Raw genomic sequence first — 23,661 nt, 5'->3', positions numbered from 1 at the left:
CTCCAAATTCCCCGTGCGCCTGGTGTCAGGCGGTCTTGGCGGTTTTCGGTGCCTTTTCAGCCATCGAATCGAGTTCCGGCATCCCGTCCAGAAGCTGGTCGAGCGCATCAGTCACCAACTGCTGGGCCGAACGACCGGTCACCGCACAGGCCAGACGCAGCTTCAGGTGGCGTGACGAGTCGAGGCGCAACGTGAAGGCGGCCTTGCCCTTGCTGCCCGGCGCAGCGCGCGGGCGGCGCGGGCGAACCGGCGTCGCAGCGACCGGCGCAGGTGCAACCGGGACGATCGCTGCAGGCGCGACAAAGGTCGGCGTCGCTTCCTCGACCAGCTCCATCGGCTCGTCATATGCCTCCGGTTCCGGCGTCGGCAGCGCAGTCGCCTTGCGGACTTCGAACGTCGGCTTCGCTTCGGCTTCCGGTTCGTACAGCTCGGCGGTTTCGTCGATATACTCGCCGTTTTCATCTTCGCCTTCCTCGTCGGAGGCGTTGAACCGCTGCTCGATCTCCGCCTGCTGACTGTGCACAGGCGAGGCTGGGGTCAGCGCCGAAAGCGGATTGCGCGACGGCTGCTGAACTTCTTCGCCAAAGGCATCGTGATCGCTGTCGCGGACCGGCGTCAGCGCCGGCTTGGGCGCTTCAAAGCCCATGTCGTTCCAGCCGAGATCCTCGAGACCGGCAGCACCGACCTGGCCGAAGCCCTGGGGACGCATCGCCGGGCGGGCAGCACCCTTGCGGGCCAGCAGGCCCGAAGAGAGCGAAGCGAAGGTCTTGGGTTCACCCACTGTGCTAACTCCTTACTGGCCGACGACGCGGCGGCCGAAGCCACCGACAGGACGCGGCGCGGCCGGCGCACTGCCGATGCCGGGCGCGGCATTCGGAGCGGCGAACACGGTCCGGCGGAAATTCTTTTCGAGACGATCCGAAATGTAATCCCACAGTTCGATGACTTCGCGAGCCGACCGACCGTTGGGATCCACTTCCATCACCGTGCGGCCGTCGATCATCGAGGCAGCGAAATCGGTGCGGTGGTGAAGCGTGACCGGCGCCACGGTGCCGTGCTGCGACAGGGCGACCGCCGCCTCGTAGGTGATTTTTGCCTTGGGGGTCGCGGCGTTGACGACGAAGATCAGCGGCTTCCCGGCGCGGTCGCACAGGTCGACCGTCGCGCCGACGGCACGCAGATCGTGCGGGCTGGGGCGAGTCGGGATGACGATGAGTTCGGCAACGGCGATGACCGACTGGATCGCCATGGTGATGGCCGGCGGGGTGTCGATCACCGCAAGGCGGAAGCCCTGCTGGCGCAATACCTCAAGGTCCGACGCCAGCCGCGCGACCGTGGTCTGCGCGAAGGCCGGCATGTCGTCCTGCCGCTCGTTCCACCAATCGGCGAGCGAGCCTTGCGGGTCGATATCGATCAAGCAGACGGGACCGGCCCCTGCCAGTTGCGCCTGCACCGCAAGGTGGCCGGACAAGGTCGTCTTGCCGGACCCGCCCTTCTGCGATGCCAAAGCCAGAACGCGCATTCTATTCCCCTCGCCAAATGACGGATGAAGTTGACGTCATCTGACAGCCAAGGGCCTAAATATTGGTTAACATCGCCCCGACCTTGTTGCCTGCGCGCCGTCGGCGTAACAGGTGGCGGTGGTCGCCTTGGGGAGTGGCAATGCGTAAATATCTGGGCCTGTTGGCGTTTGGCCTGATTTCGACGACCGCGGTGGCGCAATCGGTCAGCGAAGGCATCGCTGCCTGGCAAAGAGGCGATGCGGCAGCGGCGGTACGGATCTGGCAACCGCTGGCCGACAAGGGGGACGCCGACGCGCAGTTCAACCTTGGCCAGGCCTACCGTCTCGGCAAGGGTGTTCCGCTTGACCTCGCCAGCGCGCAAGGCTGGTTCGACAAAGCGGCCCATAAGGGTCATGTCGACGCGCAGGCGACGCTCGGCCTGATGCTGTTCCAAAGCGGCAATAGGGTCGGCGCGTTGCGCTGGTTGAGTGCCGCCGCCGATGCCGGCGAGCCCCGGGCACTGTTGATGGTCGGAACCGCGCTATACAACGGCGACGGGATCGCGGCCGATCCGGTCAAGGCCTACGCCTATGTCAGCCGGGCCGCGGCGCAGGGACTGCCGCCTGCCAAAGCGACATTGGCTGACCTCGATCAGGTAATGCCGTTGGAGCTTCGCAAGCAGGGCGTGGCACTGGCGCAGAAAATGGCCGCTCCCGGCCAGAAACCAGCTTCGGCGTCGCCGCTCCCGACCAAGGCGGCAATCGGCAAGGCGAAAGCCCCGGCAGTCGCCCCCGCCCCCAAGCCCGCGACGGTCAAAGCTCCCGCTACGCCCATCGCCACCGTGCCGACGACCACCGCCAATGGCGCATGGCGTATCCAGCTTGGCGCATTTTCGACGCGGGCCTCGGCGGAGACCCAATTTGCGAAAATTTCCGGTCGTCTGGCAGGGCGCCAGGCCTTTTACGTCGCGGCCGGCAAGGTCGTTCGTTTGCAGGCCGGCCCGTTCGAAAGCCGCGCCGCAGCCTCTGGCGCTTGCGCCAAACTTGCGCCGACCCCCTGCTTTCCCGTCGAAGGCCGCTAGCCTGCCTGAATCCAGCGGTCGCTAGGGATTCCGAGCGCCCAGAGCAAAGCACTGAGCGGATGATTGTCGAGCCGCGCGTCCGCGGAGGCGGCCAGCACCGGCTTGGCGCGGTAGGCAAGGCCAAACCCCGCCTCTTCGACCATCGGCAGGTCGTTGGCGCCATCGCCGATCGCCATCGTCTGAGCGTGGCCAAGCGACAGATGCTCGCGCCGACCGATCAGCGCGGCCTTCTTGTAGCCGCTGTCGACGATGCGCCCGCTGACCTTGCCGGTCAGCACCCCGCCAGCGACCTCCAGTACATTGGCTTCGACCTCGTCAAAGCCGATCAGCTCGCCCACCGGTTCGGCAAAGGCGGTAAAGCCGCCCGACACCAGCAACGTCCTGACGCCCTCTGCGGTCAACGTGCGCACCAGCGTCCCAGCGCCCGGATTGAGCGTAACTCGCTCTTTGAGACATTGCGCGATCGTCGCCTCGGGCAATCCTTCGAGCAGGGCCACGCGCTCGCGCAGCGCGCCGACGAAGTCGAGTTCGCCGCGCATCGCCCGCTCCGTAATGTCGGCGACTTGCGGCTTCACGCCGGCATAGTCGGCGAGCTCGTCGATGCATTCCTGGCCGATCATGGTCGAATCCATGTCGGCGACGAACAGGCGGATGTCGCGCCCGCGCGGCAAGGCGATCAGGTCGACCCCTTCCCAGCCCTCCAAAGCGGATCGGGCGGCCGCCACATCGCTAACGCGAAGGTCGGCAGCGCTACCAGGTTCGATCCATCCCGACAGCGAAGCACCGGTCACGCGAGCGAGCGCGGATTCAACCAGTCTTTCGTCTAGCCGATCGGCTGCTATCAAGGTCGCAATGGTCAAGGACAAACCTCCTGTCGCCGTCATCGCTGGTCCGACGGCCAGCGGCAAGTCGGAGTTGGCATTGCGCCTCGCGGAAAAGGCGAATGGCGCCATCATCAACGCCGACAGCGCGCAAATCTACCGAGACCTGCCGATCCTTTCCGCCGCCCCGTCCCCGCTCGACATGGCTAGGGCCTCTCACCGCCTCTACGGCGTCCGCGACGGTGCCGATGCCTGTTCGGCGGCCGACTGGGCAACCATGGCGCGCAAGGAGATCGACCGCGCCCATGCGAATGGGCAATTGCCCATCCTGGTCGGCGGGACGGGCCTTTATATCCGTACGCTTCTGGACGGGATCGCCCCGGTCCCGCCAATCGATCCCGCGGTCAGGGCCGCGGTTCGGGCAGCGAGCGTCGCGGAAAATCACGCAGCACTCACGCTGCTCGACCCGGTCGCCGCCCAACGGCTCAATCCCGGCGACACGACGCGGGTCGCCCGGGCCCTTGAGGTCGTGCGTTCGACCGGGCGGACCTTGGCCGACTGGCAGTCGGAAACGACGGGAGGAATTGGAGACGAAATCGACCTTTCCGCCGCGATCCTCATTCCACCACGCCCTTGGCTGAACGCCCGTTGCGATCAGCGTTTCGCGGCCATGGTCTATGACGGTGCGGTGGAGGAAGTCGCGACACTGCTCGACCGCGGCCTCGATCCCGACCTTCCTGTCATGCGGGCGATCGGCGTTCCGGAACTGGCCGCCTTCCTCAATGGGGAGGCGACACAGGCGCAGGCGATCGCATCTGGCCAGCTGGCGACCCGCCGTTATGCCAAGCGGCAATATACCTGGTTCGCCCATCAGCCCCCGGAAGACTGGCCGCGGTACGACCGCCCCCTCGACCGCGATCGGTACGACGAGGTGCTGGCCATGCTTGGCGCGACGCGCTAGCCCGCCAGCATGCAGCGACTTTGCGAAGCCGATATCGATCCCGCGCCGCTCGAGGGCCGCACCGTAGCCATCATCGGCTATGGCAACCAGGGACGGCCGCAAGCGCTGAACCTGAAAGATAGCGGCATCGATGTAGTTGTCGGCCTACGCGATGGATCGACCTCTGGCAGCAAGGCCGAGGCCGACGGCCTGCGCCACGCCGTAATGACCGAGGCGGCCGCCCAGGCCGATCTCGTCATGCTGCTGGTGCCGGACGAAGCGATGAGCGCCGTTTATCGAACGATCGAGCCGTCGCTGAAACATGGTGCAACGCTGGCCTTTTCCCACGGCTTGGCGATCCGCTTCGGATTCGTGGTCCCGCGCCCAGACCTCGACGTCGTCATGATCGCACCGAAAGGGCCCGGTACCGCACTGCGATCGCTCTACGAGGCAGGTGCCGGAATGTTGGCCCTTTACGCGGTCGAGCAGGACGCAAGCGGTTCTGCCGAGGCGACGGCACTTGCCTATGGCCGGGCCATCGGCTGCGCGCGCGCCGGGCTGATCGAGAGCAGTTTTGCCGAGGAGTGCGAAGCCGACCTGTTCAACGAGCACGCCGTAGTGTGGGGCGGCGTGCCGGACCTGCTCCTTGCCGGCTTCGATACGCTGGTCGAGGCAGGCTTCAGTCCAGAAGTGGCCTATCTCGAATGCGTCGGTGAGTTGAAGCTCATCGCCGACCTTATCGAGGCGCGCGGGATCGCGGGAATGCGCGAAGCGATCAGCAATACGGCGGAACTCGGCGCGGCACTTGGCGGCCCGAAAATCGTCGATGAGACCATTCGCCAGCGGATGCGGGACGTGCTGGCTTCGGTACGGTCCGGCGCATTCGCATCGACCCTGCGCGACGAAGAGGCGTCAGGCTATCCGCTGTTGACCGAAGCCCGGCGACGCGCCCGTTTGCAGGCTGCAGAGCAGGCCCGAAAAGCGCTCGACTTTAACCGATGATCTCCGCTTCGTGGCGAGCCCGGTCGCCGACCGAGGCCAGTTCGGTATAGGCCCGCTGCAACCTGAAGTGTGCGGCGCGCGACGTCTCGTCGCTTGCGTTGGTGGCAAGCTCGGCCTCTTCGGCCGCACGCTGCGCATAATAGCTTTTGTCCACCTCACTCATGGCTGCTCTCCCGCCAATCGAGGCTAGCATAACAGAAAAAGGGCGCCCGGTCACCCGAGCGCCCTCCTTACCGGCCTTGCGGCCAGAACCGCTTAGAAGCGGGTGCCGAGCGTCAGCGCCACCTGGTGGCGCTTGAGGTCGCCGCCCTCATAGCTCGAGAAGCGATATTCGCCGCCGACATAGGCCTTGCCCGCAATGTTGTACTGCAGGCCGGTGCCCAGTCGCCAGCCGTCGGCATTGTCGGCTGCGGTCGTGACCCCGTCCGACGCCTTGAAGCGGGCATTGGTGTAGCCGCCCTTCACATACACATTGGCCTTGTCGCTGATGCCGAAGCTGACGCGGCCGCCGGCATAGAGGTCGCGGCCCGACTTCACATAGACAGTGTCATCGCCGACCTTCTGGGTGCTGTCGGTGGCTTCGACGTCGAGGCCCAGCGAGACATTGTTGCCGACCGCAAAGTCGTAACCGCCGCCCACACCGTACACGACGCCGTCGTCGGTATCGCCAAGCGCCTTGAGCGAGTCATAGCCGACCAAAGCTTCGACGCGCGGGCCGACCGGGGCGGTGTTGGCGGTCTGGGCCAACGCCGGGGTGGCAACCAAAGCAATCGACGAAGCGGCAGCAAGAATAGCAATATTTTTCACAGTCAAACTCCATTGTTTGCTCACTTCGATGAAGTGAACATGATGTAACAGGATTCGAAACGTCGCAGGTTCTACTGCTCGGCTTCTTTCCTTCGTCCCGTTATTACCGATAAATCGGTAGCCCCACGTCGTGCATCAAGGCCTGAGCATTACAGTCCGATGAACGAAGCGCCCCAATGCGCCAACAGATAGGATTGTTCCCAACCCTTTCAATCATTTGCGCCTAACAAATTTTTTTCTCAGCGGCGCCCGAACAGCTTTTCGATCTCGCCATGGCCCAGTTTGACCCAAGTCGGGCGGCCATGATTGCACTGTCCGGAGTGGGGCGTAACCTCCATTTCGCGGAGCAAGGCGTTCATCTCCGCCACCGACAGGATACGCCCTGCCCGCACCGAACCGTGACACGCCATGGTGGCTGCGACCAGGTCGAGCTTGTCCCGCAAGGACAGCGCACTACCAAGTTCGGCCAGCTCGGCGGCAAGGTCGGCGAGCAGCCCGGGAATGTCGGTCTTGCCAAGGGGCGCCGGCGTCGCCCTTACCAGCATTGCGGTGGGACCGAAGCGTTCGATTTCCAGCCCCATGTCGGCCAGTTCCGGTGCGGCGGCTTCGAGCCGGTCGCATTCGGGTTCGTCAAGCTCGACGACGTCGGGAATCAGCAGCGCCTGGCGTGCCACCTCCCCACCCTCGCGCGCGTTGCGCATCCGCTCGAGGACGAGCCGTTCATGGGCGGCATGCTGGTCGACGATGACCAGTCCGTCTTCCGCCTCGGCCACGATATAGGTCGCCGCGACCTGACCGCGGGCGATGCCGAGTGGGTAGCGTTCATCGGGTGGCGCAACCGGCGATGCCGCCACTGCCCTGCCCTGGGGAAGGAAGTCGGGTCGACGCTCCGCAACGGCGGCTGGCGAATAGGTCGGCGCGTTCCATAAGCGCGGCGCCTGCTCCGGTTCGACCACCGGCGCCGTAGGTTCCACCTGCCAGGCGGCGGGCTGGGCGAATTGCTCGCGGGCGGCGCTGCGATGACCGGCCTCATCCAGCGCGGCACGGAGTCCGCCGACGATCAGCCCACGCACTGCGGCGGGATCGCGGAAGCGGACTTCGGTCTTGGCCGGATGGACGTTGATGTCGACCTCGCTGGTCGGCACTTCGACGAACAGCGCCGCCACCGGATGACGGTCGCGCGCCAACAAGTCGCGGTAGGCAGCGCGCAAAGCGCCGACGAGGAGCCGATCTTTCACCGGACGCTTGTTGACGAACAGATATTGCTGGTCGGCCATGCCGCGGTTGAAGGTCGGCAGGCTTACCACGCCGGTGAGCTGCAGCCCGTCGCGGACACAGTCGATCCCCAACCCATGGCGATCCAGCTCGTGCGTCAGCAGGGCCGCGACCCGGGTCGGCGCGTCGCTCGGCTGCACCGACAAAACCCGCCGCCCGTCGTGCTCGACGCTGAACGCCACGTCAGGGCGGGCCATGGCAAGCCGCTTCACCGCGTCGAGGCAGGCGGCATATTCGGAGCGCGGGCTTCGCAGGAATTTTCGCCGCGCCGGCACCTTGTCGAACAGCCCTTCGACGCGGACTCGCGTGCCGGGCGGGAGGGCTGCGGGCCCCTCATGCCCCTTGTCGCCATGATCCACGGTCACCCGCCAGCCGTCACTGCCGCGCGGACGACTTTCGATGGTGAAGCGCGACACGCTGGCGATCGAGGGCAGCGCCTCGCCGCGGAAGCCAAAGCTCAGCACATTTTCGATGGCATCGTCGGGTAGCTTCGACGTCGCGTGCCGTTCCAGTGCCAGATGCATCTCGGCCGGCGCCATCCCGCTGCCGTCATCGGCCACTTCGACGAGGTCGAGCCCGCCTGCGCTTAATCGAATCGCGATGCTCCGTGCGCCTGCGTCGAGCGCATTTTCGACCAGTTCTTTCAACGCGCTGGCTGGTCTTTCTACCACTTCGCCTGCAGCGATGCGGTTGATGAGCTCGGACGGTAGCCTTCTTATTGACATGACGACGGTCCTAGCCCAATCGGAGCCAGACCTTGAAGCATGGATTTTCGATCAGGATTCATGCTGCTTTCACAAGGGCTTGGATAACGGTGGGTAATCAGGGCCGCAACGTCGCGGCCGCACTTTCAACTGCTTAGCGAGAGACGGGGAAAGAATGTTCTGGACGCGCTGGTTCAAATGGATGTCGCATGACATGGCGATCGACCTCGGGACGGCCAATACGCTGGTCTATGTCCGCGGTCGCGGGATCGTCCTGAACGAGCCGTCGGTGGTGGCGATTGAAACCATCAACGGCGTGAAGAAGGTCAAGGCGGTCGGCGACGACGCCAAGCTCATGATGGGCAAGACCCCCGACCAGATCGAAGCGATCCGGCCCTTGCGCGACGGTGTCATCGCCGACATCGACGTCGCCGAGCAGATGATCAAGCACTTCATCCACAAGGTGCACGGCGGCAAGATGCGCGCCTGGCGTTTCCCGGAAATCGTGATCTGCGTTCCGTCGGGCTCGACCAGCGTCGAACGCCGCGCGATCCGCGATGCCGCGTCGAACGCCGGCGCCAGCGCCGTCTATTTGATCGAAGAGCCGATGGCGGCCGCGATCGGTGCCGACATGCCGGTGACCCAGCCGATTGGATCGATGGTCGTCGACATCGGCGGCGGCACCACCGAAGTCGCGGTGCTCTCGCTCCGCGGCCTCGCTTACACCACTTCGGTCCGCGTCGGCGGCGACAAGATGGACGAAGCCATTTCTTCCTACGTTCGCCGCAACCACAACCTGCTGATCGGCGAAGCCACGGCGGAGCGGATCAAGAAGGAAGTCGGCATCGCCAAGCCGCCGGTCGATGGCATCGGCACCACGGTCCACATCAAGGGCCGCGATTTGGTCAACGGCGTGCCGAAGGAAATCAGCATCAACCAGGGCCAGATCGCCGAAGCGCTGTCGGAACCGGTCGGCACCATCGTCGAAGGCGTCCGCATCGCGCTGGAAAACACCGCGCCGGAATTGGCCGCCGACATCTGCGACCAGGGCATCGTCCTCACCGGCGGCGGCGCGCTGCTGCAGGGGCTGGACGAGGTGCTTCGCGACGAAACCGGCCTGCCGGTTACCGTCGCCGAAGACCCGCTGACCTGCGTGGCGCTGGGAACCGGTCGGGCGCTCGAAGAAGAGCAGTTCCGCGGCGTCCTGCAGACGGCGTAACCGCGGATGGCGGCCTCGGCGGGACCACGCCCGGGCTGGTCCAGGCGTGCACAATATGGCCTGTTCTTCAGCTTCCTGGCGGTCGTCGCCGGGTTGGTGGTCGGGCTCATCCTACTGATCCTCTCGCTCGCTGCGCCGCAAAGCTACGCCGCGGTGAGAGGAGCCACGCTGGACGTAACCGCGCCGGTTTCGGGGGCGTTTCGCCAGGTCACGACTACGGTTTCGGGACTGGTCAGCGGGGCCGGCAATTACTGGGACGCCGCCAACCAGAATGCACAGCTTCGGCGCGACCGCGATGCGCTGATGCGTCGAATGGTCGAGGCACGCGCCATCCTCGAGGAAAACCGGGAGCTGAAGGCGGCGCTCAAGCTACGCGATGCCAGCGACATGACCGTCGCTGCAGGCCGCGTGGTCGGATCGTCGTTCGAAAGTCCGCGCCGTTTCGCGGTCCTGTCGATCGGTAGCAGCGACGGCGTCCAACCTGGTATGCCAGTGCGATCCGCCGAAGGCCTGTTGGGCCGCGTCGTGATCGCCGGGTCAAGCGCCAGCCGCGTGCTATTGGTCAGCGACCGTGCCAACATCGTTCCGGCCAAGATCCTAAACGGCAATGTTCCCGTGATCTCGACTGGGCGCGGCGACGGGACGATCGACGTACGCCCACTCGAGGTTGGCAAGAATCCCTTCAAGGTCGGCGACATTATCGTGACGTCCGGAACCGGCGGCCTTTATCCGCCGCTCGTTCCTGTAGGGAAGGTCATCCGCCTCGACGACGACGGGGCGATCGCCATGCCCATTGCCGATCCGGCGCATGTCAGTTTCGCAATCGTCGAAAAGCCGTTCGAGCCCGCGGCGATCGAGGCCGCAAAGGCCACCGAAGAAAGCGGCGAGTAATGGTCCGTTCCGCGCTCAGCCAGGGCAAGCGGCTGAACCGCGGCCCGCGCCAGCACGCCGAAGTCGTCCCGGCCATCAGCGTCATGATCGGATCGCTGCTGGCGGTGCTCCCGGTCATTTCGGCTACCGGCTGGTGGCCCGATTGGGGTCTGCTGATCCTGGTCGCATGGCGAATGCTGCGCGCCGACGCCTGGCCGGCCTGGTGGGCGGCGCCGCTCGGCTTCTTCAACGATTTGATGACCGACAATCCGATCGGCCTCAGCATCGCAACGTGGTGCGCCGTCATGATCGTCATGGACTTCGTCGACCGGCGAACCCAGTGGCGCGACTATTGGATCGAATGGGCAGTCGCCATCCTGCTGATCGCCGGTTCCGAACTCATCCAGTGGCGGGTCGCCGCCATTTCCGGCGCCAGCCTGCCCTTCGCGCAAACTGCAGGCCCGTCGATCCTGGTCGCCGCCTTGTGCTTTCCGCTTGCAGCGCTGTGGGTCGCCAAGCTCGATCGGTGGAGGCTGCGGCCGTGAAGGCCTCGCGATTTACCCAGGCGCACCAGTCGCTGACCTTCACGCGCCGTATGACCCTGGTTGGCGGTGCGCAGGCTGCGGTTGGCGCACTTCTGGTCGGGCGACTGGGCTATCTCTCGGTCAACCAGCACGAACTCTATGAGACCAAATCCGAAGACAATCGGGTCCAGCTGATTATCGTCCCCCCGCGCCGGGGATGGATCGTCGACCGCAACAACAAGCCGCTCGCGATCAACCGCAGCGACTTTCGCGTCGACATCATTCCCGACCAGCTGGAACGGCCCGAAACCACCATCCCGCTGCTGGCGGAACTGCTGCAGCTCAACCCCGACGACGTCGACCGGATCAACAAGGAGTTGAAGGAAGCGAGCGGCTATCGTCCGGTCGTTGCGGCGGAAAATGTGCCCTACGACCGCTATGCCGCGGTGACCGTACGTCTACCGGAGCTCCCCGGTGTCCAGCCGCAGCGTGGCTTTTCGCGCTTCTATCCCGCCGGTCCTGCGGTCGCCCACCTGCTGGGCTATGTCGGTGCGGCATCGGCCAAGGATTACGAAAAGGAAAAGAACCCGCTGCTGGTGACGCCGGGCTTCAAGATCGGCAAGGACGGGCTCGAAAAGGTTTTGGAACCGCGGCTACGCGGACAGCCCGGCGGCCAGCGAGTCGAATTGACCGCGCGCGGCAAGCTGGTTCGGGAGCTTGAACCCAAGCCCGACCGGTCGGGACAGACCGTCCAGCTGACGATCGACGCGGGTCTGCAGGAATATGCGGCACGGCGCATGGGCGACCAGTCGGGTGCTCTTGTAGCGATCGATACCACCAACGGCGACATGCTGGCCTATGTGTCGATGCCGGCGTTCGATCCGAACAGTTTCAGCGACGGCATCGGCAGCACCGAATGGCGCATGCTGTCGGAAAACGATCATATCCCGCTGCTCAACAAGGTCGCGCTGGGTCTCTATCCGTCCGGATCAACGATCAAGCCGGCGATGGCGCTAGCCTTCCTGCAACAAGGCATCGACCCGGGCCGCCGCGTTCACTGCCCCGGCGGAATTCGTATCGGCAACCGCTATTTCCGCTGTGACGCGGTTCACGGCACGGTCGACATGCACGTGGCAATCGAAAAAAGCTGCAACACTTATTTCTGGGCGATGGGGCTGGTCACCGACCCGCAAAAGACGACCGAAATGGTCAACTATCTCGGCTATGGCCAAAAATTCGACCTGCCGATCCCTTCCCAGAGGTTCGGGACGATGCCCAACCCCAAATGGCTGATGAAAAAGTATCAGCGAAAATGGCAGGCTTTCGATTCTGCGAACACGTCGATCGGCCAAGGCTATGTACTGGTTAACCCGATGCAGTTGGCCGTCATGCCGGCACGGCTGGCATCGGGCAAACTGCTCCAGCCTCGCCTGCTCAAAGCAGACGCCATTAAGCCCGCGCCGCCCCTTAACGCGACATCGGAGCATCTTGAGATCATACGCAAGGCGATGTCGGCGGTGGTCAATGAGTCGGGTACGGCCGTCGGGTCGAAATTGCCGCTGGATGGCATCCAGATGGCCGGCAAGACCGGCACCGCACAGGTTTTCAGGCTCGGCGAGCGCGGGTTCCAATCAAGCTGGGCGTTACGCGACCATGCGTTGTTCGTCTCCTTCGCGCCCGTCGATAATCCGCGGTACGCAATCGGCTGCATCATCGAACATGGCGGCTTCGGCGCGTCGGCGGCCGCGCCGATCGTGCGAGATTGCATGACCTACATGTTCGATCCGCAACGTGCGATGGACACGCTGAATGCTTTGGAAAGCCAGTGGGGCGGTAGCCTGGCCGAGCGGACGGCGCGCCAGTCTGAAGAATATGCTCGCATCGCCGAAGCCAACAAGGCGGCTGCGAGTGCAGCGAAGAAGGCGGCGGCGGCGTCTTCCGACAAGAGCGCCGCGAAGGACGGTGCCGGATGATCCTTTCATCGATCATCCCCCAGCCCCTCGCCCGCCTGCCTTGGCGGCTGATCTGGCTCGTCGCACTGATATGCACGATCGGGGTCGTGACCCTTTATTCCGCCGCTGGCGGTTCCATGTCGCCTTGGGCGCTGAAGCAAGGCATCCTGATCTTGGCATTCGCGGTCGCCGCGATCGGCATCAGCTACATCCCCGAAAACTTCATCAAGCAGATGACCTTTCCTGGTTACGTCGTTATCCTGGTCCTGCTGGTGCTGGTCGAAGCGGTAGGGTTCGTCGGAAAGGGCGCGCAGCGCTGGGTCGACCTCGGCTTTATTCGCCTGCAGCCGTCCGAATTCATGAAGCCTGCGATCGTGCTTACGCTGGCGCGGTTCTACGACCTTTTACCGACTAGCGACATCCGCCGCTGGCGTGGTTTATGGCCGGCCGCGGCGTTGCTTGGCGTCCCTTGGGCGCTGATCCTGGTCCAACCCGACCTCGGCACCGCTACGATGGTGCTGCTCGGCGGGGTGACAGTCATGTTCCTTGCCGGTCTGCCGATGTGGTATTTCCTGTCGGCCGTGGGTGCGGCCGCAGTGGCCGGCCCAATCCTGTTCAGCATGATGCACGACTACCAGCGCAAGCGCGTGCTGATATTCCTCGATCCAGAGGCCGATCCGCTGGGGTCCGGCTATCACATCAGTCAATCAAAGATCGCAATCGGTTCGGGAGGCATATTCGGCAAGGGCTATCTCAACGGCAGCCAGAGCCATCTCGACTATCTGCCCGAAGGTCATACAGATTTCGTCTTCGCCACCTATGTCGAGGAATGGGGACTGGTCGGCGGCGCGGTGCTGATTTTCTGTTTCTTCATGGTCCTGCGCTGGGGCATGGGGGTCAGCCGCAAGGCCAAGACCCGCTTCGGCCAGTTGACCGCCGCAGGCCTTACCGCAACCATCTTCTTCTACGTGTCCATCAACCTGATGATGGTGATGGGGATGGCGCCGGTGGTGGGCATCCCCCTGCCCCTCGTCAGCTTCGGCGGATCGGCGGTGATGACGGTAATGATCTGCCTCGGCATCCTGATGGGGCTTGAGCGCCAGTCGCGTAGTCGCAGCCCGCTCGCATAATTTTCAAAAGGGCTGTTGCACAGCCCGCGCATCGCTGTTAGAGGCCCGCCCGCGCCACCCGAAACGTGGGTGCCGCACCTGCCGTTCAGGCATCCAAGGTATCTTGGGGACGCATAGCTCAGTTGGTAGAGCAGCTGACTCTTAATCAGCGGGTCCTAGGTTCGAGCCCTAGTGCGTCCACCATTCCTTCTCTCAGAAATCTTGGCTAGCGCCGCGACGGGATCAGTCGCTTGCAGGATGCCTTCCCGCTCTCTGCGGCAGGAGCAGGACGAGCAGCACGATCGCGCCGGCAAGCGCCGCCGTTGCCAGCGGTCGGCTGAGCGATAGCCCGCCTTTCGCGATCGGCTTGTCGAGGAAATCGCCGACGGTCGCGCCGAGCGGCCGCGTCAGAATGAACGCCGCCCAAAACAGCAGGGTGCGCGACAAGCGGGTCCAGAAATAGGCCGCGGCCAATATTGCGAGGGCGCCGCCGAACAGCATGGCCGCCCCGGAATAGCCCAGCGGACCGTCGGCAACCCAGTCACCCAGCGCAGTGCCGAGCGTTTGCGAGAAGGTGATCGTGAGCCAGTAAAAGGATTCCCCGCGCGCACTGACGATCCGATTGACGTCGACGGTGCCCAGCGCGCGATACCAGACCAGCAGCGATGCGATGACCAGCGCGAAGAGCAGCAAGGAGCCGCCAGGGTATCCCAGCCCGATGGACCGCGTTGCGAAGTCCGCCAATGTCGTCCCCGCAGTGGTCGAAGCGATGATCGTCGCCCAGTAAAGCCATGGCCGGAAGCGTGTCGCGCGGACCTGCAGCCATACCAGCAGCGCGAGGAGCAAACCGAAGATGGCCGTGCCGACGAGATAGCCGTTGACGCCCGCGCTCCCTGCGCTCGGGGTCGTTTCGCCGAGCCACGACATGGACACGGCATCGCCGCCGGTTTCACCCAGCGTGGTGGCCAGGATTTTGATGATCCAGAAACCCAGCGTGACCGCCGGAACCTTGCTCGTCTGCGCCAACTCGTCCCTGACCATCATCTGCCTTCTCCGCTCGCGATAACGGTGCTGCCCGATTGCCGGTTGCATCGCCAGCGACAAATGACGCCGCGCAAGCTGGCCAGTCTCAGTCCGTTGGCCGGGTGACATTCACCGAATCTACACCGCCGTTGATCCAGAGGCGCGTTGACTTCGCCGTCTGGGCGACTAAGTGTATTAAGAACATAACACGGGGGACGCATGCTGGAACTGTCCGGTGTCAGCCACACCTATCCCAATGGCACGCACGCGCTTGACAATGTGAGCCTGTCGATCCCGCTTGGCATGTACGGCTTGTTGGGCCCGAACGGCGCCGGAAAGTCGACCCTGATGCGCACCGTCGCGACGCTGCAATGCCCGACGTCGGGCACCATCCGCTTTGGCGACATCGACGTCCTCGAAAAACCCGATGAGGTGCGGAAGACCCTCGGTTACCTGCCGCAGGATTTTGGTGTCTATCCGCGCGTCTCCGCCTACCAGTTGCTCGATCATCTTGCAGCGCTGAAAGGCATCGCGAGTGCAGGCGAGCGCAAGGACACCGTCGAGACCCTTCTGCACCAGACCAATTTGTGGGCTCACCGTCACAAGGCGGCCGCCGGCTATTCGGGCGGAATGCTGCAGCGCTTCGGGATCGCCCAGGCGCTGATCGGCAATCCGCGCCTCATCATCGTCGACGAACCGACCGCCGGCCTCGACCCGGAAGAGCGCAACCGCTTCCTCAACCTGCTCGCCGACATCGGCGAAAAGGTGGTCGTCATCCTGTCGACGCATATCGTCGACGACGTGGCCGACCTTTGCCCGCGGATGGCCGTGCTCGCCAATGGTCGCGTACAGCTGGAAGGCGCGCCGAAGGCGCTCATCAAATCGATGCACGGCCGGGTCTGGAAAAAGACCATCCGGCGCGAGGATCTGGCCGAATATCGCTCGGCGTTCGATATCATCTCGACCCGGCTGTTCGCCGGCCAGATGATCATCCACATCCTGTCCGACGCCCGGCCCGCCGGCTTCGAACCCGTGAACGCGGGCCTTGAGGATATCTATTTCTCGACCCTGTCCGACCCGCGCCGCGCAGCCTGAGGAGCATCGGGAATGTTCCTGGACATCATGCGGTTCGAAATCCGCTACCACCTGCGCAATCCGGTCTTCTGGGTGGCGGTCGGGATTTTCGTCCTGCTCGGTTTCGGACTGACCGCGAGCGAAAACGTCAGTTTCGGCACGCCAGGCGCCGTTCATGAAAATGCGCCGTTCGCGGTTGGCGTGGCCCTGGCGGTCTTCGCGATCTTCTACCAGTTCGTGACGACCAGTTTCGTCGCCAATGCCGTCGTGCGTGACGATACCACCGGTTTCGGTCAGATCATGCGAACGACGCCGATCAGCAGGACGGCCTTCATCATGGGGCGGTTCGTCGGCGGGCTGATCATCGCCCTTCTCGGCTACCTCGCGACACCGCTTGGCATGATGGTCGGGGTCGAGATGCCGTGGGTGGACGCCGAAACCGTCGGCCCCAACGGCCCGGCGATGTATCTGTGGCAATTTTCGGTCGTCGCGCTGCCCAACATCTTCCTGAGCTGTGCATTGCTGCTCGCGCTCGCCACCTATTTTCGGTCGATGCTGGCAAGCTACGTCGGCGTCGTGGTCATCCTGATGGGCTACACCGTCACCCTGCTGTTCGCGACGAACAAGCCGGAATGGCTGCCGTACCTGGCGAAGTTCGAATTGCTCGGGTTCAGCGCGATCCAGGACCTCACGCGATATTGGACCACCGCCGACCTCAACAGCCGCCTTTTTCCCCTCCACGGCAATTTCCTGATCAATCGCCTGTTCGTCATCGGCTTGGGATCGCTGCTGCTGGCTGGGACCGTCTGGCGATTTTCTTTCAGCGAGCGTGCCCCCTCCAAGCGGCGATTGAGGAAGCTGGCGAAGCGAGAGGCGCGTGATGCGCAAATGGCGTCGGTCGCGCCGGAAACCGCTTCCGACCTGCCGAGCGCGCGCTTCGGTTCTGCGTCTACCCGCGCGCAATTTCTGACCCGGCTGCGCGCGGAAATGGTGCAGGTGCTGAAAAGCCCCGGCCTGATCGTCATCCTCCTGCTGGCGATTTTCAATTCGCTCGCCGACCTGCTGACGACCCGCGCAATGTACGGCACGCCGACCTATCCTCTGACGGCCAACGTGATCAGTTCGTTGCGCGACGGCTATCTCTTCTTCACGTTGATGATCGCCATCTTCTACGGCGGCGAACTGGTCTGGCGGGAACGCGAGCGCAAGATCAACGAAATCGTCGACTCGACCCCGTCGCCTGACTGGGTGATGATCGTGCCGAAGGTGCTGGCGATCCTCGCCGTGTTGCTGCTGGTCGTCGTGTCCGGGTCTATCGCCGGAATGGCGACCCAGCTCGCCAAGGGCGTGTTCGACTTTTCCCCGACCCGATACCTCCTCTGGTACATCGCCCCGGTTACGATCGATTCCCTGCTGATCGCGATCCTCGCCGTGTTCATGCAGGTGCTCAGCCCGAACAAATATGTCGGTTGGGGCCTGATGCTCCTGTGGTTCGTCAGCGGGGTGTTCCTGTCCAGTGTCGGCTACGACGACCTGCTCTACACCTATGGCAGTTCGCCAATGGAACCGCTGAGCGACATGAACGGCGACGGCGGCTTCTGGATCGGTGCAGCATGGGCGCGCGCCTATTGGCTGGCGGGCGGCGCCTTGCTGCTGCTGTTCGCGCACCTTGTCTGGCCGCGCGGTACGGTTACCGCCGTGCGCCCGCGCGTTGCCGCCCTTTCCCGTCGGCTGGGACGTGGCGAAGTGGTCTTCGGACTTGCCGCACTCGCCGTCATGATCCTGTCGGGAAGCGTCATCTATCACGCCACGCACCAGCTTAACGTTCGCCGCACCAGCGACGATCGCGAGGTTTTGATAGCCGATCTTGAAAAACGTTATCTGAGATATGAAAACCTGCCGCAGCCGACCGTCCGCGACGTCAAGCTGGCGATCCAGATTTTCCCGCAGGATCGCAAGCTCGAAACCAACGGGGCGTATCGACTGGTCAACGAAACCGCGCAGCCGTTGACGGAGGTCCATCTGCGGGTCGGCGATGACGACGTAAAATTGTTCAAGCTGTCGGTGGACGGTGCCAATTCGACGAGGCGCGATGTCGAGCACGGATATTACATCTTCCGTTTCGACGAGCCGCTGGCGCCGGGGCAGTCGACAATGGCGCATTTCGCGACCCGGATCTGGTACCGCGGCTTCCGCAACGACGCGCAGCCGACGGACGTGACGCCCAACGGCACTTTCGTGAACAATTACAAGATTGCGCCGATCGTCGGCATGGATCGCAACGGCCTGTTACGCGACCGCACCCAGCGTCGGCGACAGGGACTGCCAGCGGAGCTTCGGCCGGCAAAGCTGGAGGACATGACCGCGACCGCGCGAAACTATGTAGGCACGAGTTGGGTCCATTCCGACATCAGCGTTACGACCGATGCCGGTCAGGTCCCGGTGGCGCCCGGCGATCGCGTATCCGACAAAGTCGAAAACGGACGCCGGACCGCGCGCTTCGTGAGCAGCGCGCCGATCAACAACTTCTTTTCCGTGCAGTCCGCCCGCTACGCGATCGACCAGCGGATGCAGGGGGATGTGGCCACCGAAATCTATTACGATCCGCGCCACAGCTGGAACGTGCCGGTGATGCAAAAGGCGCTGGGTGCCGCGCTCGATTATTACCGCGCGAATTTCGGGCCCTACCAGTTCCGCCACGCCCGCATCCTCGAGTTTCCGGGATATGCCGGTTACGCGCAGGCCTTCGCCGGCACCATGCCCTATTCGGAGAGCATCGGCTTCGCCGCGAACCTCAGCAATGCCGAGAACATCGACTATGTGACCTATGTCGTCGCGCACGAACTGGGCCACCAATATTGGGCGCACCAGGCGGTCGGCGCCGACATGCAGGGCGCCACGCTGACCAGCGAAACGCTCGCGCAATATTCGGCCTTGATGGTGATGAAGAAGCTGTACGGACCGGACAGCATCCGCCGCTTCCTGAAATATGAGCTCGACGATTATCTTCGCTCGCGCAAGGGCGAAGCGCTGGAGGAGCTGCCGCTGGCCCGCGTCGAAAACCAGGCCTACGTCCATTACAACAAGGGCGCACTCGCCATGTATCTGCTTCAGCAGCGGCTGGGCGAAGACCGGGTGAACCTCGCGCTGCGCACCTTCCTCGATAGGTGGAAGTTCAAGGGGCCTCCCTACCACCGCTCGCTCGATTTCATTGCCGAACTGCGCAAGGTCGCGCGGACGCCCGACGAACAGGCGCTGATCACCGACCTGTTCGAACGGATTACCCTGTACGACCTGAAGGTCACCGACGCCCAGACCCGTCAGCAGGGCACCCAGTGGGTGACGACGCTGACCGTCGATGCGGCAAAATATCACGCCGACGGCAAGGGCGCGGAAAAGGCGGTCCCGCTTAGGGATCGGATCGAGATAGGCCTGTTCACTGCGCGTCCCGGCGAAGGCAGCTTCGGCAAGGCGAACGTCATTTCGATCGACCGCCGCCCGGTCGTGTCCGGCAAACAGACCATCGTCGTGCGCTCAAACCGCAAGCCGGAGTTCGCGGGCGTCGACCCGTACGCATTTTACGTCGACCGCAACAGCAACGACAACATCATGTCGGTCTCAACCTCGCGCTAGGCGTTCCGGAAATTTCCTGCTTCTGGCCTCTCGCGCCTGCGCTCCGGCTCGGCTAGCAGGGGCGCATGTCCATTCTCGTTACCGGCGCCGCCGGATTCATTGGTTCACAGGTATCGCAGGCGCTCATGGCGCGCGGCGAGGAAGTCGTCGGCATCGACAACCTCAACGATTATTACGACCCGAAGCTGAAGCATGCGCGGCTTGCCAACCTCAAGACCGGCTTTGGCAACGCCTTCAGTTTCGAATGCGTCGATTTTGCCGACCAGGGCGCGCTTGCGGAATTCACGCGGCATCACCGCTTCGACCGCATCGTCCATCTCGGCGCGCAGGCCGGCGTCCGATATTCGCTGATCAACCCGCACAGCTACGTCCGGTCGAACCTGCTCGGCCACGTCAACATGCTGGAACTGGCGCGTCACCGCGGTGTCGACCATTTCGTCTACGCCAGTTCGTCATCGGTCTACGGCGGCAACGACACCTTGCCTTTCCGCGTCGAAGACCGCGTCGACCAACCGATCTCGCTCTATGCCGCGACCAAGAAGTCGGACGAACTGATCAGCGAAAGCTATTCGCACCTGTTCCGCATCCCGATGACGGGTCTGCGCTTCTTCACGGTCTATGGCCCGTGGGGACGTCCCGACATGGCGATGTGGATCTTTACCAAGGCCTTGCTGGCCGACCAGCCGCTGGTCGTGTTCAACAATGGCGAGATGCGCCGCGACTTCACCTATATCGACGACATCGTGTCAGGCGTGATCGCATGCCTCGACGGCGCACCGAAAGATGACCGAGAGGTCAAGGCCGGGGGCAGCCGCAGCCCTCACGCGCTGTACAACATCGGCAACCATCGCTCGGAAGAGCTGATGCGGATGATCGGCGTCCTGGAAGGGGCAACAGGGCGTACCGCGCGGATCGATTTCCAGTCGCTACAGCCTGGTGACGTCACCGACACTTACGCCGACATCAGCGCCATCCAGCGCGACCACGGCTTTACGCCCACCACGAGCATCGACGAGGGCATTCCGCGCTTTGTCGACTGGTTCAAATCTTACCACGGCATCGACTGAGAAAGCCCCTACGCATGAGCCTTCCCCCGATCCTGCAGAACCTTCGCATCCCGGTGATCGCATCGCCGCTGTTCATCATCAGCCATCCCGCGCTGGTCATCGAACAGTGCAAGGCGGGCGTAGTCGGCAGCTTCCCGGCCCTCAACGCCCGCCCGGCAAGCCAGCTGGACGAATGGCTTCATGAAATCACCGAGGCGCTGGCCAAGCATGATCGCGAAAACCCCGACCGCCCGTCGGCGCCCTTCGCGGTGAATCAGATCGTGCACATGTCGAATACCCGGTTCGACGAAGACATGACGATTTGTGAGAAATGGAAGGTGCCGATCGTCATCACTTCGCTCGGTGCGCGGGTCGAGCTTAACGAAGCTGTGCACCGCTGGGGCGGCATCACGCTTCATGACATCATCAATGACGTCTTTGCTCACAAGGCGATCGACAAGGGTGCGGACGGCCTGATCGCAGTTGCCGCGGGTGCTGGCGGCCACGCCGGCAAATGGTCGCCGTTCGCGCTGATCCAGGAAATCCGGGAATGGTTCGACGGGCCGCTGATCCTGTCGGGCGCGATCGCCCACGGCCGATCGATCCTTGCGGCACAGGCGATGGGCGCGGACCTCGCCTATATCGGCTCGCCGTTCATCGCCACGACCGAGGCGCGCGCTTCCGAGGATTACAAGGACGAGATCGTGAAGTCGGGCGCGGGCGACATCGTCGGCTCGTCGCTGTTCACCGGCGTGTGGGGCAATTACCTCAAGGGCTCGATCGTGAAATCCGGCATGGACCCCGACAATCTGCCCGAAAGCGACCCGAGCAAGATGAACTTCGGCGGCGCCAAGGCGTGGAAAGATATCTGGGGATCGGGCCAGGGCATCGGCGCCATCAAGGAAAAGCTGCCTGCCGGGCAACTGGTCGACCGCTTCGCCCGCGAATATGCCGAGGCCAAGGCCGCGCTCTGCGGCTAGGCCAGCGCTTCAAGTTTGCGGCGCCAGTCATCGGGTAGCGCCTCCGGTCGCCGACTGTCGCGGCCGACGTAAACATGGGTGAAATGCCCTTCCGCGGCAGGAGCCGCGCCCCCCATGGCGAACACGCCGACGCGGTAAGTCACGCTGCTGCCACCGAGGTGATCCACGGCTATGCCGATTTCGACCTCGCCCGGATAGGAAAGCGGCGCGAAGTAGCGGCACCCGGTTTCGACCACCAGCCCGATCGGGTCGCCATGTTCGATGTCGAGCAGTCCCTGCGCGACGAGCCATTCGTTCACCGCCGTGTCGAACCAGGCGTAGTAGACGGTGTTGTTGACATGGCCGTAGGCGTCATTGTCAGCCCACCGGGTGGTGATGGTCGTAAAGTGGCGGTACGCGTCCCGCCGCCGTGGTTCGGGACGGCTCACCACGCGGCCTCGTACAGGCGACGAGCGTCGTTTTCGTCGATCGGTACCGGATTGTTCACCAGCAGGCGTTGCTGCTTCATCGCCTCCCGCGCCAGCAGCGGAATGTCGGTGTCTGGTACGCCATGGTCGCGCAGGCGCGGCAGCAGGCCACTGTCGATGATCATCCGGTCCAGCGCGTCGATCAGCACTGCGCAGCGCGCTTGGCTACCCTGCCCTGCGCAACCCGGCACGACGATCTCAGCCAATTCGGCGTAATGCTCCCTTGCCGCCTCGCTGTTATGTTGCAGGACGGGGCGCAGCATCAGCGCATTGCTCAGGCCGTGCGGCAGATGATGGAGACCGCCGAGCGGATAGGCCAGCGCATGCACCCCCGCAACCGGCGCGTTGGCAAAGGCAAGACCGGCGAGATGCGCGCCGAGCAACATCGCCGACCGCGCGGACAAGTCGTTGGGTTGCTCGCACGCGCGGATGAGATTGGCCGACAAGAGACGCAGCGCCTCTTTGGCATAAAGATCACTGATCGGGTTTTTCAGACGCGCCGAGGTATAGGCCTCGATGGCGTGAACCATCGCGTCGATCCCTGTCGCCGCCGTCAGGTGCCGCGGCATGCCGATCGTCAGCGATGCGTCGAGCGCACACCAGTCGGCGATCAGCGACGGCGAATTCACGCCCCTCTTTTCGCCGCCGTCGCAAGTGATGACCGCAACCGGCGTCGCTTCACTGCCCGTCCCGGCCGTCGTCGGGACAAGCCCGAGCGGGAGACCCGTTCCCTTGGCGAGCCCCACCCCCCAAATGTCGTCAAGATCGCCGCCAGAGCCGAGCAGATATGCAGCCAGCTTAGCGACGTCCATCGGGCTGCCGCCGCCGAAGCCGACGACATGCGTGACGTCATGCCGTCGTCCGAGCGCGACAGCAGCCATCAATGTGTCGCGGGACGGGTCAGCTTCCACCGCATCGAATATGACCGGATCGCGCCCGGACGATCGAAGCGCGTCGACCATGCCAACTGCTAAACCCATCTGGCGAACGCCGGCATCCGTCACAAACAGGCAGCGTCCTTCGGGAAGAAGCTCGACAAGCCGCCGCGCACTGCCCTCGCCGGAGAATATCGCGGGTCCAGGATGAAAGGTGAAAGGCTCCATGCCTTCCAGCTTAGGCCGTCAGTCGCGGCGATTCCAGATCAGGTCGCGTTCCAGGCGGCCCATCAAGGCCCGCGCCGGACTGGGCGCCGGCTCGTCGGCCAATTGGCCTTCGTCCAGCCGCTGAATGCGCGTGTAAAGGTCGATGCTGGCGTTGATCAGCCGCTTCGCATCGTCCGGCAGGCTGGCGACCAGCTCGGAATCGCTGTCGTTGGCATGACCAAGGCGCCGTTCCGGGCGCCGGCCGTCCGCCGATTTGATTTCGCCTGTCTCGACCGCCTTTTGCGTCAGCAGCCAGGCAACGATGTGCATGATTCGTGTCGTGACCTTGAGCGACTCGCAGGCGAAACCGACGCGCGCAGCCGCATCGAGCGTGCCGCGATCGCGGCGACCGGCCTCGTCGAAATAGGCGCGCGCTTCATCGGCCAGGACCATCGCCTCGGTATAAAGCGAGTCGATGAGCCGCGGCGTGATGCGCAGCTGGGCGATCGGATCGTCGTCGTGGTTCGAGTCGGTCATCGGTCGGTCGATT

General features: G+C 63.9%; 22 protein-coding genes and 1 tRNA gene. 13 read left to right on the top strand and 10 right to left on the bottom strand.

Features of this window, described 5'->3' with window-relative positions; all coding sequences use genetic code 11:
- Window positions 1-25: 25 nt before the first annotated feature.
- On the bottom strand, window positions 26-781 hold the full coding sequence (locus tag G570_RS08485; protein WP_037501185.1) for a hypothetical protein: 756 nt from the start codon (window positions 779-781) through the stop codon (window positions 26-28).
- A gap of 12 nt (window positions 782-793) precedes the next feature.
- Window positions 794-1,522: a ParA family protein gene (locus G570_RS08480; RefSeq protein WP_037501182.1), complete on the bottom strand. Its 729-nt coding sequence runs from the start codon at window positions 1,520-1,522 to the stop codon at window positions 794-796.
- A 140-nt stretch (window positions 1,523-1,662) separates the two neighbouring features.
- Here G570_RS08480 and G570_RS08475 point away from each other — a divergent pair, with 140 nt between their 5' ends.
- Entirely contained in the window at window positions 1,663-2,583 is a 921-nt protein-coding gene (locus G570_RS08475; protein WP_037501179.1) for an SPOR domain-containing protein, read from the top strand.
- Here the strand turns inward: G570_RS08475 and serB are convergent.
- On the bottom strand, window positions 2,580-3,374 hold the full coding sequence (gene serB / locus G570_RS08470; RefSeq protein ID WP_342665230.1) for a phosphoserine phosphatase SerB: 795 nt from the start codon (window positions 3,372-3,374) through the stop codon (window positions 2,580-2,582). The genes G570_RS08475 and serB overlap by 4 nt on opposite strands.
- A 61-nt stretch (window positions 3,375-3,435) precedes the next feature.
- Between serB and miaA the strand changes: the two genes are divergently transcribed.
- Window positions 3,436-4,365, top strand: coding sequence for a tRNA (adenosine(37)-N6)-dimethylallyltransferase MiaA (miaA, locus tag G570_RS08465; RefSeq protein ID WP_037501177.1), 930 nt, complete (start codon window positions 3,436-3,438; stop codon window positions 4,363-4,365).
- A 9-nt stretch (window positions 4,366-4,374) separates the two neighbouring features.
- On the top strand, window positions 4,375-5,346 hold the full coding sequence (gene ilvC / locus G570_RS08460) for a ketol-acid reductoisomerase (RefSeq protein WP_051504204.1): 972 nt from the start codon (window positions 4,375-4,377) through the stop codon (window positions 5,344-5,346).
- Here the strand turns inward: ilvC and G570_RS13735 are convergent.
- The 3 genes from G570_RS13735 to mutL form a co-directional block, all read right to left on the bottom strand.
- Window positions 5,336-5,509, bottom strand: a complete 174-nt coding sequence (locus tag G570_RS13735; RefSeq protein ID WP_156930404.1) for a hypothetical protein — start codon at window positions 5,507-5,509, stop codon at window positions 5,336-5,338. The genes ilvC and G570_RS13735 overlap by 11 nt on opposite strands.
- 92 nt (window positions 5,510-5,601) lie before the next feature.
- Window positions 5,602-6,153, bottom strand: a complete 552-nt coding sequence (locus G570_RS08455) for a porin family protein (RefSeq protein ID WP_037501176.1) — start codon at window positions 6,151-6,153, stop codon at window positions 5,602-5,604.
- Between the two features lie 239 nt (window positions 6,154-6,392).
- A complete protein-coding gene (gene mutL, locus G570_RS08450) occupies window positions 6,393-8,153 on the bottom strand; it encodes a DNA mismatch repair endonuclease MutL (RefSeq protein ID WP_037501174.1) in 1,761 nt (586 codons plus the stop codon).
- 154 nt (window positions 8,154-8,307) lie between these two features.
- On the opposite strand from mutL, the gene G570_RS08445 reads away from it, so the two are divergent.
- From G570_RS08445 to G570_RS08420, 6 genes are all read left to right on the top strand, one after another.
- Window positions 8,308-9,351 carry a rod shape-determining protein gene (locus tag G570_RS08445; RefSeq protein WP_037501172.1) on the top strand — a complete coding sequence of 348 codons (1,044 nt, stop codon included), beginning with the start codon at window positions 8,308-8,310 and terminating at the stop codon, window positions 9,349-9,351.
- Window positions 9,352-9,357: 6 nt separating this feature from the next.
- Complete coding sequence (locus G570_RS08440; protein WP_051504202.1) at window positions 9,358-10,242, top strand: rod shape-determining protein MreC; 885 nt, start codon at window positions 9,358-9,360, stop codon at window positions 10,240-10,242.
- Window positions 10,242-10,766, top strand: coding sequence for a rod shape-determining protein MreD (gene mreD / locus G570_RS08435; protein WP_051504201.1), 525 nt, complete (start codon window positions 10,242-10,244; stop codon window positions 10,764-10,766). Before G570_RS08440 ends, mreD begins: the two co-directional genes overlap by 1 nt.
- Complete coding sequence (mrdA, locus tag G570_RS08430) at window positions 10,748-12,718, top strand: penicillin-binding protein 2 (RefSeq protein WP_037504012.1); 1,971 nt, start codon at window positions 10,748-10,750, stop codon at window positions 12,716-12,718. The genes mreD and mrdA overlap by 19 nt, the downstream gene beginning before the upstream one ends.
- Window positions 12,715-13,827, top strand: a complete 1,113-nt coding sequence (rodA, locus tag G570_RS08425; RefSeq protein ID WP_037501170.1) for a rod shape-determining protein RodA — start codon at window positions 12,715-12,717, stop codon at window positions 13,825-13,827. The genes mrdA and rodA overlap by 4 nt, the downstream gene beginning before the upstream one ends.
- Window positions 13,828-13,934: 107 nt before the next feature.
- Window positions 13,935-14,010, top strand: a tRNA-Lys gene (locus G570_RS08420).
- Between the two features lie 39 nt (window positions 14,011-14,049).
- On the opposite strand, the gene G570_RS08415 is transcribed toward G570_RS08420, so the two are convergent.
- Window positions 14,050-14,847, bottom strand: a complete 798-nt coding sequence (locus G570_RS08415) for a COG4705 family protein (protein ID WP_037504011.1) — start codon at window positions 14,845-14,847, stop codon at window positions 14,050-14,052.
- Between the two features lie 201 nt (window positions 14,848-15,048).
- Between G570_RS08415 and G570_RS08410 the strand changes: the two genes are divergently transcribed.
- From G570_RS08410 to G570_RS08395, 4 genes are all read left to right on the top strand, one after another.
- Window positions 15,049-15,924 (top strand): ABC transporter ATP-binding protein, encoded by an 876-nt coding sequence (locus G570_RS08410; protein WP_037501168.1) that lies wholly within the window; start codon window positions 15,049-15,051, stop codon window positions 15,922-15,924.
- A gap of 12 nt (window positions 15,925-15,936) precedes the next feature.
- The gene (locus tag G570_RS08405) at window positions 15,937-19,536 is read left to right on the top strand and encodes an ABC transporter permease/M1 family aminopeptidase (RefSeq protein WP_037501166.1); all 3,600 of its coding nucleotides are present in this window, start codon (window positions 15,937-15,939) and stop codon (window positions 19,534-19,536) included.
- Window positions 19,537-19,601: 65 nt separating this feature from the next.
- The gene (locus G570_RS08400) at window positions 19,602-20,603 is read left to right on the top strand and encodes a GDP-mannose 4,6-dehydratase (protein WP_037501164.1); all 1,002 of its coding nucleotides are present in this window, start codon (window positions 19,602-19,604) and stop codon (window positions 20,601-20,603) included.
- A gap of 14 nt (window positions 20,604-20,617) precedes the next feature.
- Window positions 20,618-21,562, top strand: coding sequence for an NAD(P)H-dependent flavin oxidoreductase (locus G570_RS08395; RefSeq protein ID WP_037501161.1), 945 nt, complete (start codon window positions 20,618-20,620; stop codon window positions 21,560-21,562).
- Here the strand turns inward: G570_RS08395 and G570_RS08390 are convergent.
- From G570_RS08390 to G570_RS08380, 3 genes are read right to left on the bottom strand one after another with little or no spacing between them, the layout of a single operon-like run.
- Entirely contained in the window at window positions 21,559-21,990 is a 432-nt protein-coding gene (locus G570_RS08390; RefSeq protein WP_084607754.1) for an acyl-CoA thioesterase, read from the bottom strand. The two genes, G570_RS08395 and G570_RS08390, sit on opposite strands and share 4 nt — an antisense overlap.
- Complete coding sequence (locus G570_RS08385) at window positions 21,987-23,132, bottom strand: iron-containing alcohol dehydrogenase (protein WP_037501156.1); 1,146 nt, start codon at window positions 23,130-23,132, stop codon at window positions 21,987-21,989. Before G570_RS08385 ends, G570_RS08390 begins: the two co-directional genes overlap by 4 nt.
- Window positions 23,133-23,150: 18 nt before the next feature.
- Window positions 23,151-23,648: a DUF1465 family protein gene (locus G570_RS08380; protein ID WP_037501153.1), complete on the bottom strand. Its 498-nt coding sequence runs from the start codon at window positions 23,646-23,648 to the stop codon at window positions 23,151-23,153.
- Between the last annotated feature and the right edge of the window lie 13 nt (window positions 23,649-23,661).

The sequence above is a fragment of the Sphingomonas jaspsi DSM 18422 genome, assembly GCF_000585415.1.
Taxonomy (GTDB): Bacteria; Pseudomonadota; Alphaproteobacteria; order Sphingomonadales; family Sphingomonadaceae; genus Sphingomicrobium; species Sphingomicrobium jaspsi.
Note: the sequence above shows the minus strand (reverse complement) of the source record. Positions and strands in the feature narration are given on the sequence as shown.

Bases quoted from the DNA above. Each gene is read 5' to 3' on its own strand.
- G570_RS08475 (WP_037501179.1), top strand. From the start codon at position 1,663: ATGCGTAAATATCTGGGCCTGTTGGCGTTTGGCCTGATTTCGACGACC.
- G570_RS08395 (WP_037501161.1), top strand. From the start codon at position 20,618: ATGAGCCTTCCCCCGATCCTGCAGAACCTTCGCATCCCGGTGATCGCA.
- mutL (WP_037501174.1), bottom strand. From the start codon at position 8,153: ATGTCAATAAGAAGGCTACCGTCCGAGCTCATCAACCGCATCGCTGCA.
- G570_RS08480 (WP_037501182.1), bottom strand. From the start codon at position 1,522: ATGCGCGTTCTGGCTTTGGCATCGCAGAAGGGCGGGTCCGGCAAGACG.
- G570_RS08415 (WP_037504011.1), bottom strand. From the start codon at position 14,847: ATGGTCAGGGACGAGTTGGCGCAGACGAGCAAGGTTCCGGCGGTCACG.
- ilvC (WP_051504204.1), top strand. From the start codon at position 4,375: ATGCAGCGACTTTGCGAAGCCGATATCGATCCCGCGCCGCTCGAGGGC.
- rodA (WP_037501170.1), top strand. From the start codon at position 12,715: ATGATCCTTTCATCGATCATCCCCCAGCCCCTCGCCCGCCTGCCTTGG.
- G570_RS08445 (WP_037501172.1), top strand. From the start codon at position 8,308: ATGTTCTGGACGCGCTGGTTCAAATGGATGTCGCATGACATGGCGATC.
- mreD (WP_051504201.1), top strand. From the start codon at position 10,242: ATGGTCCGTTCCGCGCTCAGCCAGGGCAAGCGGCTGAACCGCGGCCCG.
- G570_RS13735 (WP_156930404.1), bottom strand. From the start codon at position 5,509: ATGAGTGAGGTGGACAAAAGCTATTATGCGCAGCGTGCGGCCGAAGAG.
- miaA (WP_037501177.1), top strand. From the start codon at position 3,436: ATGGTCAAGGACAAACCTCCTGTCGCCGTCATCGCTGGTCCGACGGCC.
- G570_RS08400 (WP_037501164.1), top strand. From the start codon at position 19,602: ATGTCCATTCTCGTTACCGGCGCCGCCGGATTCATTGGTTCACAGGTA.
- G570_RS08380 (WP_037501153.1), bottom strand. From the start codon at position 23,648: ATGACCGACTCGAACCACGACGACGATCCGATCGCCCAGCTGCGCATC.
- G570_RS08405 (WP_037501166.1), top strand. From the start codon at position 15,937: ATGTTCCTGGACATCATGCGGTTCGAAATCCGCTACCACCTGCGCAAT.
- G570_RS08440 (WP_051504202.1), top strand. From the start codon at position 9,358: ATGGCGGCCTCGGCGGGACCACGCCCGGGCTGGTCCAGGCGTGCACAA.
- G570_RS08410 (WP_037501168.1), top strand. From the start codon at position 15,049: ATGCTGGAACTGTCCGGTGTCAGCCACACCTATCCCAATGGCACGCAC.
- G570_RS08385 (WP_037501156.1), bottom strand. From the start codon at position 23,132: ATGGAGCCTTTCACCTTTCATCCTGGACCCGCGATATTCTCCGGCGAG.